Below are 14,310 nucleotides of genomic sequence, written 5' to 3'. Positions count from 1 at the left end.
CTCTTTGCATTATAAAAATGAATATTTATAATAGTTAATATGAAATAAACTCATGTATTAAATGAAGAGAGGAACGGAATCTTTCATGTCATTGGTCAAATACGAAATTTTGAATGCCGTAGTGGAATACGGCAGCCTCACCAAAGCAGCAGAAGCATTGAATATTACCCAATCAGCGGTCAGTCATGCGATCGCCAGTCTGGAGACCGAGTGTGGTTTTTCGCTGCTGAATCGAGGCCGCTCTGGTGTACGACTAACTGCCGAAGGGGAACGGATTCTGGGCTATACTCGTGAACTTCTGCGTTGGACGGAACTGATGAACCAGGAAATTTCGTTGATTCGCGGCGCCGAGATTGGAACCGTTCGTATTGGCACATTCGCTAGTGTATCCACGCAGTGGCTGCCTGGCATCCTGAAGCAATTTCGCCTCGGTCATCCCGGAATCGAAATTAAGCTGTGGGAAGGGGACTACGCAGAAATTGAAGGCTGGCTGGCTGGAGGCGCCATCGATCTTGGCTTTCTGTCCCTTGGCGATTCTTCGCCTTTTGAGACAATTCCATTACAAAAAGACAGGATGATGTGCATCCTGCCTCTTGAACATCCACTCGCTACGGAGAAGTCTGTCTCATTTGATGTATTGCTGGAACAGCCCTTTATTTTGCCTAAATGGGGTGGTGATAACGAGATCGAACGGTTGATCCGACAGCATGCGGCCAAGCTGAATGTGGTCTATGAGGTCGCCGAAGATCAGGCCATCATGGCGATGGTTCGAAACGGTCTTGGCATCAGTCTTTTGCCTGAAATGGTTCTTCAACACCATACGAACGAGCTCGCTCTTGTTCCACTCACTGGAGATCCTTATCGTACCATTGGCATCGCTTGCCCGTCTCTCACCAATCTGTCCCCCGCTTCGCGTCGTTTTATTGAAGCGGTACAGGAATGGCTAACTCCATCGTTATAATTGGTCCTCCGTTGACTCAACCGCTACTACTAAAAAATTGTATAATGCCAATGACCAGCATGAGAACAAATACAACGGCAATCACAATTGCAAAACCAATCAGAAAGCGTACACCGGGTGAGCGTCTGTTCGCCTGTTGAGCTTCTGCCAGGTAATCCAGCTTCTGCTCAAGCCGTTCAAGTCTTTCGTGCACCTGTTCTTGTTCGTGATTCGATTTCATCCAATCATCTCCTTTAGATTAGGTGTTATCGCTCGAATACGTTAGGTTTAATCCCATACCCGATCCAGCTGGTCTGCATAGAAACGGATGGCTCTGCTGTAGTCGGTTATTCCCTTATCCTTTGATGTATCAGCCAGTTGTACCAGCAACCGCTTCATTGCCTCCGCATGCTCGCCCAGATTGTAGAGCACCATGGCAAGAAAAACTTCAAATTCCCGGTTCTCCGGGAATTCACTTAATCCCTTTTCAAACCAGGCCTTCGCCTGCTCATACTGCCCCAGAGTCCGATATGTGCTGCCAAGTCCGAGTATGGCACCTGTCCTGTCCTCAACCGAAAGCCCTAGACTTAGAGCCTTCTCATAATGCGGTACCGCTGCCCGCTCCAGTCCAAGTGAATCATGAGCCCAAGCCAGCTGGTACCAAACCTGTGCATTGTCTGGTTCCTGTAACGCCAGTTCCTGCAGCAGCTCTATCGCCTCCTGCATTTTCCCCTCCGTTCTCAAGAGGATAGCCTGCTGTAAATCCTTCATCTACTCCACTTCCCATTCTTCCAAAATCATTTTCCAAAGTATAATTATAGCAAAAAAACACCCCGAGAAGTATGCCGGAACAACCACAGGTTGTCCAAGTCTATTCTACAGCGTGCTTTTTCGTAAGGTGCCAGCTAACCTGGCACCTTCATATTCGAATATTTTACAAAAGTGATGTTTCGCTCAGGACCAGGTTGTGTTTGCTACCATGACAATGAATACAACCATGAGATAATTGACGGAGATCAGAAAGTTAACTTTGGCCCATTTCTCATCATCCTGAGTTTTCAATCCGCTTAGTGTATGGACAAACCAGATCAGACCACCAATGACGGATACAAGCAGAAACACAAGCCCAACGTAGTTGTAGTAATACAACAGAAATACAGCAGGAAGCAACAGAAATACATAAGGAATCATCTGCACCTTTGTGCGCTTCACACCTTTGACTACCGGCAACAGTGGGAAACCGGCTGCACGATATTCTTCCACTCTGCGAATCCCGAGTGACCAGAAGTGAGGTGGCTGCCACAGAAATAACAGCGCAAACAGCAACCAGGCACCTGCATCAATCTGATTGGTTACCGCACAATAACCGATTACAGGCGGCATCGCCCCCGCAATTCCACCCAATGATGTACTCCAGGTCGAGCTGCGTTTGAGCCACATCGTGTAGATCACGATATAAGCAAACCATCCGAGCAGTGCCATCCAACCGGATAACGGATTGACCAGGAAGTACAGCAGCACAAAACCAACCACACCAAGAACAATTCCATACCCCAATACAAACTTGGGTTTAAGATGATTGATGTAATCAATCCGTTTTTTGGTGCGCTCCATCTTCTGATCCAACTCACGATCCCAGTAGTTGTTAATAACACATGCCGAAGCGATGACCAAGGTTGATCCAATCAACACCATGAGCAGAGATATCCACGAGATATCCCATTTTGAAGCGACCCAGAACCCTACCGCTACCGCAAACACATTCAGCCGCAAAAGTCCGGGTTTCGTTAATGCAATCATGTCTTTAAGCATGAGAAGCCTCCTGAACTATGTAAAAACACCATTCCTATAATGATACATGTACATACCATGAATTACAATCTCCTTCATGAATTTGTCATAACCAAAAAGCATCCCTGCCGGTTCAATGGAACCGGAGGAATGCTTAACCGTTGCATTTTGATCTAATTTTATGGAATGTATTGCTGTACAATTTTGATCACTTTTCCGTCCTGTACAGTGAGGTGATACGGGAATACGGACAGATCAAGAATATTGGTATTGTCATACAAAGATTCGAATTTGCTGAGCGCCACGGACTCATTCCATTGAATAGTGGTGCCCGACACTGTACCATCGCGATCATATAACTGCATCAACACTTCAGCATTAGCACTTACTTCTACCTTTTCCTGCTCTTTGCTGTCATTGACAATATAATAACCATCAGGAGCACCATCTATACCAGAGCCCGGATTGCGTTGTTCAAAAACTTTATCAGCCTCTGCACCTTGGTACCAGCCAATCTTGTCTACAATCAAGTACAATTTACCATTCTCATGCTGTATGTCTTCCACATACGCTGTAAACATCTCGGAGTTTGCAGCCTGCGCTTTGGCAGAAGCCTGTACAGAGTCCGTGCTCTCCTCAGCGTTCGCTGGTGTAAGTAAATATGTAGCAAGCACAATCATGCCAAGCAAGGCAACAGCCGCACCCAGCATTCGTAATTTCCATTGTTTCGCCGCGTTCTTCATAGGCAGCATCTCTCCTTATTATGAACGTTACTATTCCTTAACCGGAAGGCTTTCTCTTCAAACGCTCATATGAATATTTAATCTTTCTTTTACTCTCCCTATCATACTGGGTGTACACACTGCAAAAGTATCAGCCAGATGAAAAATAGTTACAATAGGTGTCATCAAAAAGAAACCCTGAATGCCATGGCATCCAGAGTCTCTATTGGCTTAGCTTTTAATTTCAGCTCAATCTTAATGATTCGGGGCTGAACCTTGTGCCAGACGCACTAGCATATGAGCCAGCATATGGCGCTCTTCCTCTTTCCCGACATTCCACAGTTCTTGCAGCAACTTCTCTTCACGGTTACGCGGCTCTTCCCGGGCTGCCAAATAGTCGGCTACTTTCTCAGCGATTTTGGCCATCTGCTCCTCACCCAGTCCAATCGATTCTCCCATTGCAATTCGTTTGCCCAGATATCCTTTAAAGGCATCAAAGTTCTGTAAAATCTGTTCCCGTTCCTCCGGCGCAATCTTATCAATCGCATTGTCTACCTTGTCGGTTGAAACTTGTCCATCTTTATGGATAACATGATTTTGTTCATTCATCTGAAAAACCTCCTTGAGAATACTCGCTTTGTGGAATGTAAGCAAAATGCTTAATCATACCAGGTTATCTATAATATAAACTTCTCGCTGGAGATTAATCAGACCATTTCTATCCTTTAGCCATCAGCTGCTTCCTCAGAAATGCTACGTAATCGCCATACTGCCAGAGCTCCCCACATATACAGCATGGCACTCAGATAAAATAATACATCGATCGTCAGCCAATCAATCAGCACACCGCCAACAATAACCGCAAATCCTGAAGCAGCAGATGTCCAGAAATGATAGTTACCTACAGCTGGGCCCCGTTGCCCAGCCACCGTATAATCGGCGAGCAGCACCCGTTCACTCATTCGCTGCATCGCATTGCATGTCCCCATCATCATTTGCAGCAGCAGCACCCAGATGTAGGAAATGACCCACGGAAATGCAATCATGGCTGCGGCCATCCCCACCGAACTTACACTGAGCCACTGCTTGGCGTGTCGATCCATCCGGAGAGCGAGCCATTGCGAAGCAGCAGCCGAACTGATTGTAAATACGGCAAAGGCAAGCCCATATTTGGAGAAGCTGTTACCCAGATTTTTGAGAAACAAAAGATAATACGGATAAATCATGCCCGAAGCGAGCGTAACGATACTTTGAGATCGAACAAGCCACTTGATATTCATGGATGATTTCCTCCATACTGCTCCATAAAATAGTTCATAAATAAATGATTCGGATCCACCTTTTCTTTGGCTGCAAAAAACTCATTCTTCCGAGGATAAGCCTGTTCGAATTGCTCTGAAGTTGCATAACCTGCATAGGGCAGATAATATGTTCCGTTATATCGAAGGACTGCATCTATCAGCTGCTGCATACTGCCCTTGAACTTCTCTTGTTCTACCTCAGACAATGAAGCGTGAAATAAACAGACAAGGCCGAACATATCCTGCGTCGCATAGGAAAGCACAGCTTCTTCATCATGTTTCACAAACCTGACTGTAATGTTGAGCAAATCCAATTGCTCCTGGGATACAATCTCTCCCATCTCCTGTACAAATGCGGGGAAGACATCCACCGGAATAAAATATTCCTGCAGCAGATCATTTTCACCCGGCTGATGATACTCCATGAAGGAAGACGCAGAAGCCATCGCATTGTTGCGGCTGAGCCTCTTGCCATCCTGTGACTCGAAATACCGCTGTTGCAGCGGCCAAAACCAGGCCCGCCCCCATTGGAATTCACGGTTCAGGTTGAACAGAAGTTTGCTGGTAAGCACGCCTCTTTCACGTTCATCCAGATGATCATAATCATCCAGTGAAGCCATTGGATCAGAGGCATAATTCAATGCGTACATCTCGCGAAAATAGCCTTCACCGGGCTGAACTGAAATTCGGGCCAGATGCATACGCATCATCGGGTCTCCCAGGACATTCTTTTGAAAATAAGTCGGGTAGTCCTCAACCTGCACCTGCTCAGTTGTGAGACGATAGACTTCGTCATCCGTTAACGTCAACGTAACGTCCAAAATCACGCCAAACAGTCCGTAACCCCCAAGCACAAGAGGGAAAAGCTCTGCATTCTCCGTGCGACTCACTTGCCGAATCTGACCATCTGCCGTCAAGAGATGAAAGGAATCGACACTTTCAATCAAGGAACCCTGATGAAGCTCCCGACCATGTGCATTTACACTGATAGATCCGCCTACGGTGAAAATATTCTGGGACTGCATATTTTTGACCGCCAGTCCATATGGGTTAATGGATCGTTGTACGTCAGCCCAGGTCGCCCCAGCCTGCACACGTACCTTTTTGGCATCGGTATTGACTTCCAGCACTTTGTTATACGAGGTCATGTCTATGACAATGCCGTCTTTATAATAAGTGTGTCCTCCCTGACTATGGCGCTGCCCAGCAATCGATATCGTCAGATTCTGCTCTCGAGCTTCTTTGAGCAGTTCAACGAGCTGCTGCTCTTCATGACCCTCGACCACACGTTCAACCTTAACCGGATGAAGGCGGCTGTAGTCGGTAATCAAATACGGATTCTGATCATCGCTATCCGTTCTCCAATATGTCCACACACATAAAATCAGAAGTAACAGGAGCATGCTCGTTTTTTTGAACAGATGAACTCCTCCTCCCCTAACACCTAGCGTTTCAATTTGATTTGATTGGTTAATCGTTTACATATACATCACAAGGATTGGATATGTTAAGGAACACCTTAAACATACCCGAATAAGGAGGAATTTTCCATGAATGAACATAAAAAAGAACGAAAAAACAAGGATCTACAGCCTGGTGTGAATACAATTATTCAACCCGACCCGAACAACCCCGGCCCAACGGACATGATTGAAGAAGCCGTAGGAGAAATCGTAGACAATATCACCCATCCTCACAAAGCCAAAACAACAGAGACCCGCAATACAAACAGCAAATAATTTCAGACCATACTTTTGTAAACAGCTTGCGTACAACGCAAAAAGTCCTCCAACCTTTGTCTTAACGGTCGGGGGACTTTAAAATTGTTTTTTTCTATGAATGGGGCTGTTCACCATCTGCGTTTTAATTTGCGTTTAGATCTGCTTCACCTTATTTTCCTTTTTCATCTGTTGCAATGCCTTGTGAATCCAGATCGCGGCAATCGAACCTTCGCCCATGGCAACCGTAGCTTGTTCCGCGTGCAAGCCCAGATCTCCGGCAATCCATACATTAGGCGCGGCCTGCATGCTTCGCGCGTTGGCTTCGACGTGTTTATTATCCGCGATGACGGCTCCAAGCTGCTCTGCCAGTTCATAATGTACACGATTGCCTCCAAACGCAACAAATCCACGCTCTGACTCAAAAATCTGTCCATCTTCCGTCAGCACACCCGTAATATGGCCATCTTCCATCTGTTGCACTTCTTGGACGGCGGCCTCAAGGTAACGAACTCCTGCCTCTTTCATACTTCGATGAAGCTCAGCGGAGATTGGCGACTGCTCATGGTTGATATACAACAACTCATTGGTACGTTGAATCAAAACCATAGCCATATTTGCACCGGCTTCGCCTGCACCCAGCAATATCGTGCGCTGATCCTGAATCTCATATCCATCGCAATCCGGGCACACATATACTGTTCTTCCCAACGTAGGCCTTAATCCCGGAATCGCCGGTATCCTGTCCGTTAGTCCAGTTGCCAGTAAGACTGTTTTCGCCATATATTCAGAGCCGGAAGAACCGAACAATTGAATCTGTTCTCCCCGGCGTCCTGCCTTAATGATACGGTCTTTCTCAAAATTTACTCCAGTCTGCTCAGCCTGCATTCTGCCTTTGGAGCGCAGCTCTTCACCGGATACTCCATCGGGGAAACCAAGAATATTATGATAGGTTCGGCATAACGTTGATCTGCCTTCTCCTGCGTCCACTACCAACACCCGATGAGAAGAGTAACGCCCCATCTGAATAGCTGCCTGAAGTCCTGCGAGTCCTCCACCTACTATAATGCAATCATACTCTCGCATGCTCCATCTCCCTCCTATGCTTCTATCTCTTATATGTTATTGGACAGTTCACTATCCTTCTATCCATTTACACCGTTCAACCAAAATCAAACGTAATCCGTTACAACTTAGCTTTTACCAAAATAAAATAACCCAAACCATCCGTCTGAATAACGGTGTGTTTGGGTCGGTTTAAGAAAGAATTATAATTTCGGAATTTAGAAAATGTATGATTCAAATCGTGAAGCGTTCGAAATGGCATTCCATACATCTGCCGTCTCTCCGCCCATATACCAGTAGGCCAATCCGGCAATATTACGCTCTCCGCTCATCATTACTTTCGCGGACAATGAACGACTGTCCTCTGCCCATATATATCTCGGCGTACCGTTACTGTTATAGCCGATGACATATTGGACCAGATCTGCATCCCATCGTCTCACGGAACCTGAAGCTCGTGCACGAGTTCCCTGTTCTGCCAGGGTGATATCCCATGAACTGGCTGCCGGATTAGCGGAAGACCAATCCCGTGTATATAAGGGTAGAGCCAGAATTGTTTTGGCGCGAACTACCTCAGCGAGCATCGTATCCAAAGCCCTTTCAACCCAAGGAAGAGATGCCACAGACCCTGCTTGCGGATCGCCGTTCCAATGTTCCTCATATCCCATCAGTACCATGTAATCCGATACAGCGCCTAATTGCGCATAATCAAATGCATCGGTCCAATCTGTCCCCAGATCGGGTGATACATCTACAGACACAACAGCGCCTAGCGCATGCAGAGCCGTTGCCAGGGAAGTAATAAATGCGGTCATTCCTTCACGATCAGCTGGCAGTACGTTCTCAAAATCCACGTTAATACCATCCAGTTTATATGTTTTCACCAAAGAGGTGACCTGTGAGATCACCGACGCCCGGTTGGCTGTACTCGATAACATCTGGTGGGTAAGGTCCGGGTTAGAACGATTGCCAAGCAACGGCCATACCTGTCTGTCCGTAGCAGATGCCCATGATAATAACGATGTGTCCGTGAGATCCGTGACTTTCATGCTGCTATTCAGGAAGAACCAACGGGGAACCAGTGTGTTGGCTTCCGATTGTTCGATCTGTTTCTTGAACTCAGCTGTAGAGGCGTTATATTGCCATCCCAGCTGAATACCGAGCTGATCCTCACCTTTCAGCTGGTCTGACCAGGTTTTCTTTTGCAAAATGGCATCCAGCATCACTGCTGCCTCTTCTCTAGTCACTTGGTCATGCGGGCGAAACTTGCCATCACTGCCGCGCATCAATCCAAGCTGATATACGGTCTGCACATAAGGACGTGCCCAGTCAGATATCTCAGCTGCATCGTCATATGTGGATGAAAGAAGGTTCGTTGATTTGGAAGATTGTTTCAGCATCCTCACCAGCAGTGCAGCCGCTTCTTCCCGAGTAATGGAGGCGTTTGGCTGGAACACGCCCTGACTCTTGCCCTCAAGAATGGAAAGATTGGTCATGGCTGCAACGTTGCCGTAATACCAAGCGTTCATGCTGACATCGTTATAGGGATTAATATTGTTTTTAACGGGCTTCAAACCTAGCAGTCTCACGGCAAATGTTGCAAATTCAGCACGAGTGACTGCCTTTTTGGGTTCAAACGTATTCTCGGAGGTTCCGGCAGCAATTCCCGCCTTTACCAGATGTGCAATGGCATCCTTGGCATAACTGGAGGTTGTATCCTTGAACACCTGCTGAGCCGATGCTGCCTGAGCTGTGGATTCACCGATGGTGATTGATCCTATCGCCAGTACGCCGCACAAAATAGCATTCCATAGCTTTCGGCGGGTACGTTTGTATATTCTATTATTCACATCAAAAAGCCTCGCTTCATTGGAGTACGATCTACATCATCGTATCAAATTGAAGCGAGGCCGTATGTGGTTAAATAATGGGAAATTCGCTGAAACGAGGCACCTCAATCTTTTCAATTAAGGTCGACTTTCGATCCAGGTAAAAGTCTTACTTGTGTACTTTTACACGTTGTTCAATCGGTTGGAATTCTTTCTCGCCTGGTGTTGCTGTTGGTTTGCCGAATGGCATTTGAGCGATCAGTCTCCAGTTCTCCGGAATGTTCCATTCCTGTTTGACTTTCTCATCAATCAGCGGGTTATAGTGCTGCAGGGAAGCGCCCAGACCCTCTTGTTCCAAAGCAGTCCAGATCACCAGTTGCAACATACCGTTAGATTGGTTCGCCCAGATCGGGAAGTTATCCGCATAAGCTGCAAAATTTTGTTGTAGCTGCGCAATCACATTGTTGTCTTCGAAAAAGAGTACTGTACCATATCCGCTGCGGAATCCAGCCATTTTTTCAGCTGTAGATTGGAAAGCTTCTGCATTGCCAACCACTTCACGCAAAATTTCTTCCGTGTGATTCCACAGTTTATCGTGTTGTTCACCGAGCAATACTACGGCACGAGATGTTTGTGAGTTGAATGAAGTCGGAGTGTATTTTACCGCTTCTTCCACGATTTCCTGGATTTTAGCATCCGAGATTGTGGATTCCTTGCTGATTCCATAATAAGATCTTCTGTTTTTCAACGCTTCAAAGAAAGATTTAGACATAAATATTCGCCTCCCAAAATGGTATTTCCTAAATTGCCAACATAGTAACTATAATATAGTAACATACATTAGTCAACAAACTATTTTATTTTCACTAAATGTACATTTAGTCATTTCCTCTTGAATAGGGGGAATTAAGTACTCATTTTTAACAGCAATTGAATTGATTCTGATCACTGCGACTCACGATAATCTGCTCGATATTTCTCTTCCGATGACGAATTGCTTTTGGTCTGATCCTTATTCTTCTCTTCCTGCTTCTCCATATTCAGATCTTCCATTGGAATGGGGTCCACCGTCTGCTCTTCTTCATGCCGGTCAAGCAAACTTTCCTGCTCTGTCGGATACTGCTCCGGATTATCATGGGAACGATCCTTATGTGCATCCTTGTTATTTTGATCCGGTGTGTGCTGTTTCATTCGTGATTCCTCCTCAGTTTTCATTTACCCTTCTTTTACCTTTTCTGTCTGGCTTCTAAACACGAGCGAATTATGAGATGAACGTAACCGGTGCATTCCATGTCTGCATCAGGAGGTAAAAATAGAAAAAAGCCAACCAGAACGGACTGGTTGACTTCATCTACTTGTATTCAGTTCCATTTTATTGATTGCTGGGCGAGTCAGTTGAGTCTCCGAGACTTAATTTGGCTTCAAAAATAATGCTCTCATTCTCTTCAGCCAATCTTCCTCGAACCCACACAGCTCCCTCTGTAACCTCTGAACGCTCAACAATCATTAACTCCTGCATACGAATCTCACGATGATATGAAATTTGCAGACGGATCATACCTGCAGCCAGTTCATCCAGTGTTAATGCATCACAACAGACGTCTGCATACCGGGCGTTGTTCATATGCCCATTACTGTCTGTGCTGCTGTATTGTACAGTTAAACGATATTGTTCCTGCAAGCTGAGTTCAGAAGGGACCGTCACTTTAGCAGGGGCTTCACCTAAGGATAAATCAGGATGCGATTTCACTTCAAAAGGTAAAGCTGATGGTCTGACGACTCTGCGTCTCTTCAGATCGACCAACGCCCAAGCTGTACGAGCCTCAGCCAGATGTGTTCCCTCTCGATCTGTAAGGATATAATCCCTTAACCATGTCACACCTTTATTTTCTTTATGCCACGTCTGCAAGGATACTTCTTCTTCCAATCGGGCTGGGCGCATGATTGTGACATCTGTCGTTAATAGCATCCAGCCCAATCCCTGATTCAGTATCTGCGATACGGTAACTCCCATACCTGCTAAATCACGGTCTGCTGCCAGCTGCATATGCTTCAGTAAAGCAGATGCACGACATTGTGATCTGTAATCGGCATCGGCTGATCCAATTCGGTAATCAAGCTTGAATGGTTGTTCTGATTGCATTGAGTAACCTCCTCAGGCTGTGCAGCATGTAAAATTTTTGATCCATAACACTACATTAATCAAACGATCGATGTAATCGACTACGGTACAGATCAGGTGCACACCCTACACTTTGTTTGAACATTCGACTGAAATGGGATAAACGTTTGAACCCGGCCAACCGGCTGGCCTCTGTCACACTGATATCCGGCTGGAACTGGAATAACAGCTTGGCCTGATTAATGCGACGGTCATACACATATTTAAATATGGTACTACCCGTCATTTCTTTAAACAATCCGGCCAGATAAGGCTTGGACAGATGAAGCTCACTTGCCAGATCATCCAGCCCAATGTCCTCCATATAATGAGTTTCGACATAAGCAATGATATGCTGTACATGCCGCTCCTTCTCGGAAGAGGGAAGGTGGTCCTCGACCCTGCCTCGGCAGATTCCAGCTATAACATACAGCAGGTCACATAAACGAACGTTCATGCGTTCCTCTTTGAAATCCCCCGGATTCACGGTAAGCTGATGCAGACTCAACAGCAAGGCTTCGAATTCGGAGCGAATATTGCCTGTCAGATTGATCCGGCAGTTTCTCAGTTCTTCGAACGGCTTTAACACTTCGCTCACCCGGTCCGGGTGCAGACTGCTGCGGATGGCCGAGGGATCAAAGTGCAGCGTCGTTCGCACATAAGGTTTGCCTGGCATTGGATGTGGCCGATGAAGGGTCATGCCATGCATCAGGACCAGGTCACCCGGTTCAAGGTTGTAGACTCGATCTCCAATCAGATAGGTGCATTCGCCATCATGAAAATAGTACACCTCATATTGTGGATGCGAATGAAATCCGTCCGATGCTCCAGGGTCGTACGTGCTGGTGGAGCGATAGCTATATTCCAATGGACCACTAAATTGCATTACACTTGGCACGTTCAAGTACCTCCTGTTCTGGAGAGGTTTCTTACCATTTTACCCGTTTCACATCATGTCGGATAGTACTGGATAGACTTTTGAAATATAGAAGGCCATGCACATATCCGTTTGTTTGCACGGTACGTGTCATGGCCTTTTAGGAATGTGAAAGATAAATTACAGTAGCTGTTCAATACTCGCCTGGATCTCGTCAATCGAATCAACAGGTTCAAAACGTTTAACCACATGCCCTTCGGCATCAATCAGAAACTTAGTAAAGTTCCACTTGATCGCATCACCATGCAACCATTCCGGTGCTTTGTCCGCCACCATCAGCTTTAGCAGTTTCGCTTGCACATCTGACTCATCAAAGCCTGCAAAAGGTCCCGACTTTTTCAAAAAGTCAAACAGCGGATGCGCCGCTTCTCCATTGACATCCATTTTGGAGAACATGGGGAATTTCACGCCATAGTTAATCTGACAAAAGGTCTCCGCCTCTTCGCTGCTTCCCGGTTCTTGCTCCGCAAACTGATTACACGGGAAACCTATGATCTGAAGCCCTTGCTCTTTATATCGATCATAAAGCTTCTGCATGTCGTCGAACTGATGTGTGTACTTACACTTGCTCGCTGTATTTACGATCAGTACAGGTTTTCCTTCGTATTGATAGAGTGGGAAACGTTCTCCACTCGTTTTGGTTACGCTAAAGTCATAGATGGTTGGCATAAGATTGGTGCACCTCGCGATGTTATGTAGTTATACAGACTCATATGAATTTCTATTATATACGAAATAGAAGATTCTGTATCGTAAAAAAGCCTATAACTACTGCAACGCTGCGAACAAATCAATCTCATTATCGGGATGTTCAGGTTGATATCGTTCATCCCAAATTTCAAAATCATAGTCCTTCAGTTCATATCCCGTTTCACCAATCCATTGAGCGTATAAATAATCATATGTAGCATCAAGCTCCGATTCAAGCCCTTTGTGTGTGCAAGTCACATATTGGCTTTCCTTGAATGCGTGAAGAATCATGTCAGGTGGGGCAGCGCTGTCTGCGAGCACCTCATGACCAATCAGATGTGTAAACACATCCTCCTTGGGATTAAAATCTGCGTCCATAGGATAAATCTGCATCAATATGACATTGTCATTTTTCCGATGCTGAATCTCCTCTTTTCTTTTGAGCAGTTGTTCATGATGGATCTTGCCAAGACCCGATTCAAATGCTTCAACCGTGGCTTCAATTTTATAACCTACCACCTGAAAAGCAGGCAAATTTACAACTTTAGCTTCCATATATAATCCCCATCCTTTTGCAACATGTCTTAAGCGCCTTATAATTTCGTACCATCACATCATACCGAAAAGTAATCGCGCTCTAAACTTTCGTTGCGTTACTGAATCTATGTATTCCAAATTCTTAGAAATCCGATGTAAGTATTGCCTCTCTCAGTAGGTACAGATTTGGAGTAAATCTGAGTTCAATTCCTTTCTCAAATAATCTCTGTATTAAACCATCCATATGATCTACATGTAGAGGCTTAGTAACCTGATAAGAAATGTAGTATCCCGCCATTGGATCAAAGCGTTCAAAATTGATGTCACTGAAATGGTACCTGTATATAACCTGATTCATAATCCTCGGATACCATGAACTTTCAACCGTAACGATGATATCCGCATTAGAATGTTTAAAAAACTTATCATTATTCTCATCACTTATCGTGTCAGTCTTCTTACAAATGATTCTTGGACAATCTCTTGGAAAGTAATATGAATATTCATGCTCTTCATCAATGGCCCACACCACTGCTGGAAATTCAGCTCTGTTTTGTTTCTCTCTTGGAATAAAAACTTGGATATCTGAGAACTCGCTAAAATGATAAAGCATACAAGC

Annotated in this window: 18 protein-coding genes; 2 read left to right on the top strand and 16 right to left on the bottom strand. The window is 45.4% G+C overall.

Features of this window, described 5'->3' with window-relative positions:
• The first annotated feature begins 85 nt into the window (after nt 1-85).
• On the top strand, nt 86-961 hold the full coding sequence (locus tag A6049_RS03650; protein WP_063563315.1) for a LysR family transcriptional regulator: 876 nt from the start codon (nt 86-88) through the stop codon (nt 959-961).
• 16 nt (nt 962-977) lie between these two features.
• Here A6049_RS03650 and A6049_RS03645 read toward each other — a convergent pair whose 3' ends face one another.
• The 7 genes from A6049_RS03645 to A6049_RS03615 form a co-directional block, all read right to left on the bottom strand.
• A complete protein-coding gene (locus A6049_RS03645; RefSeq protein ID WP_063563314.1) occupies nt 978-1,181 on the bottom strand; it encodes a hypothetical protein in 204 nt (67 codons plus the stop codon).
• Between the two features lie 47 nt (nt 1,182-1,228).
• Entirely contained in the window at nt 1,229-1,711 is a 483-nt protein-coding gene (locus A6049_RS03640) for a tetratricopeptide repeat protein (protein WP_063563313.1), read from the bottom strand.
• A gap of 183 nt (nt 1,712-1,894) precedes the next feature.
• A complete protein-coding gene (cyoE, locus tag A6049_RS03635) occupies nt 1,895-2,752 on the bottom strand; it encodes a heme o synthase (protein WP_063563312.1) in 858 nt (285 codons plus the stop codon).
• Nucleotides 2,753-2,910: 158 nt separating this feature from the next.
• Complete coding sequence (locus A6049_RS03630; protein WP_063563311.1) at nt 2,911-3,474, bottom strand: hypothetical protein; 564 nt, start codon at nt 3,472-3,474, stop codon at nt 2,911-2,913.
• A 234-nt stretch (nt 3,475-3,708) separates the two neighbouring features.
• Nucleotides 3,709-4,062 (bottom strand): DUF3243 domain-containing protein, encoded by a 354-nt coding sequence (locus tag A6049_RS03625; protein ID WP_063563310.1) that lies wholly within the window; start codon nt 4,060-4,062, stop codon nt 3,709-3,711.
• A gap of 116 nt (nt 4,063-4,178) precedes the next feature.
• Nucleotides 4,179-4,733: an MFS transporter gene (locus A6049_RS03620; RefSeq protein WP_063563309.1), complete on the bottom strand. Its 555-nt coding sequence runs from the start codon at nt 4,731-4,733 to the stop codon at nt 4,179-4,181.
• Nucleotides 4,730-6,130, bottom strand: a complete 1,401-nt coding sequence (locus A6049_RS03615) for an FAD-binding oxidoreductase (RefSeq protein ID WP_240321299.1) — start codon at nt 6,128-6,130, stop codon at nt 4,730-4,732. The genes A6049_RS03620 and A6049_RS03615 overlap by 4 nt, the downstream gene beginning before the upstream one ends.
• A gap of 174 nt (nt 6,131-6,304) precedes the next feature.
• On the opposite strand from A6049_RS03615, the gene A6049_RS03610 reads away from it, so the two are divergent.
• Nucleotides 6,305-6,493: a hypothetical protein gene (locus tag A6049_RS03610; protein WP_063563307.1), complete on the top strand. Its 189-nt coding sequence runs from the start codon at nt 6,305-6,307 to the stop codon at nt 6,491-6,493.
• Between the two features lie 135 nt (nt 6,494-6,628).
• Here the strand turns inward: A6049_RS03610 and A6049_RS03605 are convergent, their stop codons facing one another.
• The 9 genes from A6049_RS03605 to A6049_RS03565 all read right to left on the bottom strand — a co-directional run bounded on the left by A6049_RS03605 (nt 6,629) and on the right by A6049_RS03565 (nt 14,304).
• Complete coding sequence (locus tag A6049_RS03605) at nt 6,629-7,558, bottom strand: NAD(P)/FAD-dependent oxidoreductase (protein WP_063563306.1); 930 nt, start codon at nt 7,556-7,558, stop codon at nt 6,629-6,631.
• 197 nt (nt 7,559-7,755) lie between these two features.
• Entirely contained in the window at nt 7,756-9,387 is a 1,632-nt protein-coding gene (locus A6049_RS03600) for an S-layer homology domain-containing protein (protein ID WP_240321298.1), read from the bottom strand.
• A 148-nt stretch (nt 9,388-9,535) separates the two neighbouring features.
• Entirely contained in the window at nt 9,536-10,138 is a 603-nt protein-coding gene (locus A6049_RS03595; RefSeq protein WP_063563305.1) for a nitroreductase family protein, read from the bottom strand.
• Nucleotides 10,139-10,311: 173 nt separating this feature from the next.
• Complete coding sequence (locus tag A6049_RS03590) at nt 10,312-10,557, bottom strand: hypothetical protein (RefSeq protein WP_063563304.1); 246 nt, start codon at nt 10,555-10,557, stop codon at nt 10,312-10,314.
• Nucleotides 10,558-10,738: 181 nt separating this feature from the next.
• Nucleotides 10,739-11,509, bottom strand: coding sequence for an acyl-[acyl-carrier-protein] thioesterase (locus tag A6049_RS03585; protein WP_063563303.1), 771 nt, complete (start codon nt 11,507-11,509; stop codon nt 10,739-10,741).
• A gap of 55 nt (nt 11,510-11,564) precedes the next feature.
• Nucleotides 11,565-12,425 (bottom strand): AraC family transcriptional regulator, encoded by an 861-nt coding sequence (locus tag A6049_RS03580; protein ID WP_090949281.1) that lies wholly within the window; start codon nt 12,423-12,425, stop codon nt 11,565-11,567.
• Between the two features lie 159 nt (nt 12,426-12,584).
• The gene (locus A6049_RS03575) at nt 12,585-13,133 is read right to left on the bottom strand and encodes a glutathione peroxidase (RefSeq protein WP_063563302.1); all 549 of its coding nucleotides are present in this window, start codon (nt 13,131-13,133) and stop codon (nt 12,585-12,587) included.
• 99 nt (nt 13,134-13,232) lie between these two features.
• Complete coding sequence (locus A6049_RS03570) at nt 13,233-13,709, bottom strand: GyrI-like domain-containing protein (RefSeq protein WP_063563301.1); 477 nt, start codon at nt 13,707-13,709, stop codon at nt 13,233-13,235.
• Between the two features lie 124 nt (nt 13,710-13,833).
• Nucleotides 13,834-14,304 (bottom strand): DUF6886 family protein, encoded by a 471-nt coding sequence (locus A6049_RS03565; protein ID WP_063563300.1) that lies wholly within the window; start codon nt 14,302-14,304, stop codon nt 13,834-13,836.
• Between the last annotated feature and the right edge of the window lie 6 nt (nt 14,305-14,310).

Origin of the sequence: Paenibacillus sp. O199 (genome assembly GCF_001636635.1) — a bacterium.
Taxonomy (GTDB): domain Bacteria; phylum Bacillota; class Bacilli; order Paenibacillales; family Paenibacillaceae; genus Paenibacillus; species Paenibacillus marchantiae.
Note: the sequence above shows the minus strand (reverse complement) of the source record. Positions and strands in the feature narration are given on the sequence as shown.

Coding starts and splice junctions, on each gene's coding strand:
- A6049_RS03650 (WP_063563315.1), top strand. CDS start 86: ATGTCATTGGTCAAATACGAAATTTTGAATGCCGTAGTGGAATACGGC.
- A6049_RS03645 (WP_063563314.1), bottom strand. CDS start 1,181: ATGAAATCGAATCACGAACAAGAACAGGTGCACGAAAGACTTGAACGG.
- A6049_RS03640 (WP_063563313.1), bottom strand. CDS start 1,711: ATGAAGGATTTACAGCAGGCTATCCTCTTGAGAACGGAGGGGAAAATG.
- cyoE (WP_063563312.1), bottom strand. CDS start 2,752: ATGCTTAAAGACATGATTGCATTAACGAAACCCGGACTTTTGCGGCTG.
- A6049_RS03630 (WP_063563311.1), bottom strand. CDS start 3,474: ATGAAGAACGCGGCGAAACAATGGAAATTACGAATGCTGGGTGCGGCT.
- A6049_RS03625 (WP_063563310.1), bottom strand. CDS start 4,062: ATGAATGAACAAAATCATGTTATCCATAAAGATGGACAAGTTTCAACC.
- A6049_RS03620 (WP_063563309.1), bottom strand. CDS start 4,733: ATGAATATCAAGTGGCTTGTTCGATCTCAAAGTATCGTTACGCTCGCT.
- A6049_RS03610 (WP_063563307.1), top strand. CDS start 6,305: ATGAATGAACATAAAAAAGAACGAAAAAACAAGGATCTACAGCCTGGT.
- A6049_RS03605 (WP_063563306.1), bottom strand. CDS start 7,558: ATGCGAGAGTATGATTGCATTATAGTAGGTGGAGGACTCGCAGGACTT.
- A6049_RS03595 (WP_063563305.1), bottom strand. CDS start 10,138: ATGTCTAAATCTTTCTTTGAAGCGTTGAAAAACAGAAGATCTTATTAT.
- A6049_RS03590 (WP_063563304.1), bottom strand. CDS start 10,557: ATGAAACAGCACACACCGGATCAAAATAACAAGGATGCACATAAGGAT.
- A6049_RS03585 (WP_063563303.1), bottom strand. CDS start 11,509: ATGCAATCAGAACAACCATTCAAGCTTGATTACCGAATTGGATCAGCC.
- A6049_RS03575 (WP_063563302.1), bottom strand. CDS start 13,133: ATGCCAACCATCTATGACTTTAGCGTAACCAAAACGAGTGGAGAACGT.
- A6049_RS03570 (WP_063563301.1), bottom strand. CDS start 13,709: ATGGAAGCTAAAGTTGTAAATTTGCCTGCTTTTCAGGTGGTAGGTTAT.
- A6049_RS03565 (WP_063563300.1), bottom strand. CDS start 14,304: ATGCTTTATCATTTTAGCGAGTTCTCAGATATCCAAGTTTTTATTCCA.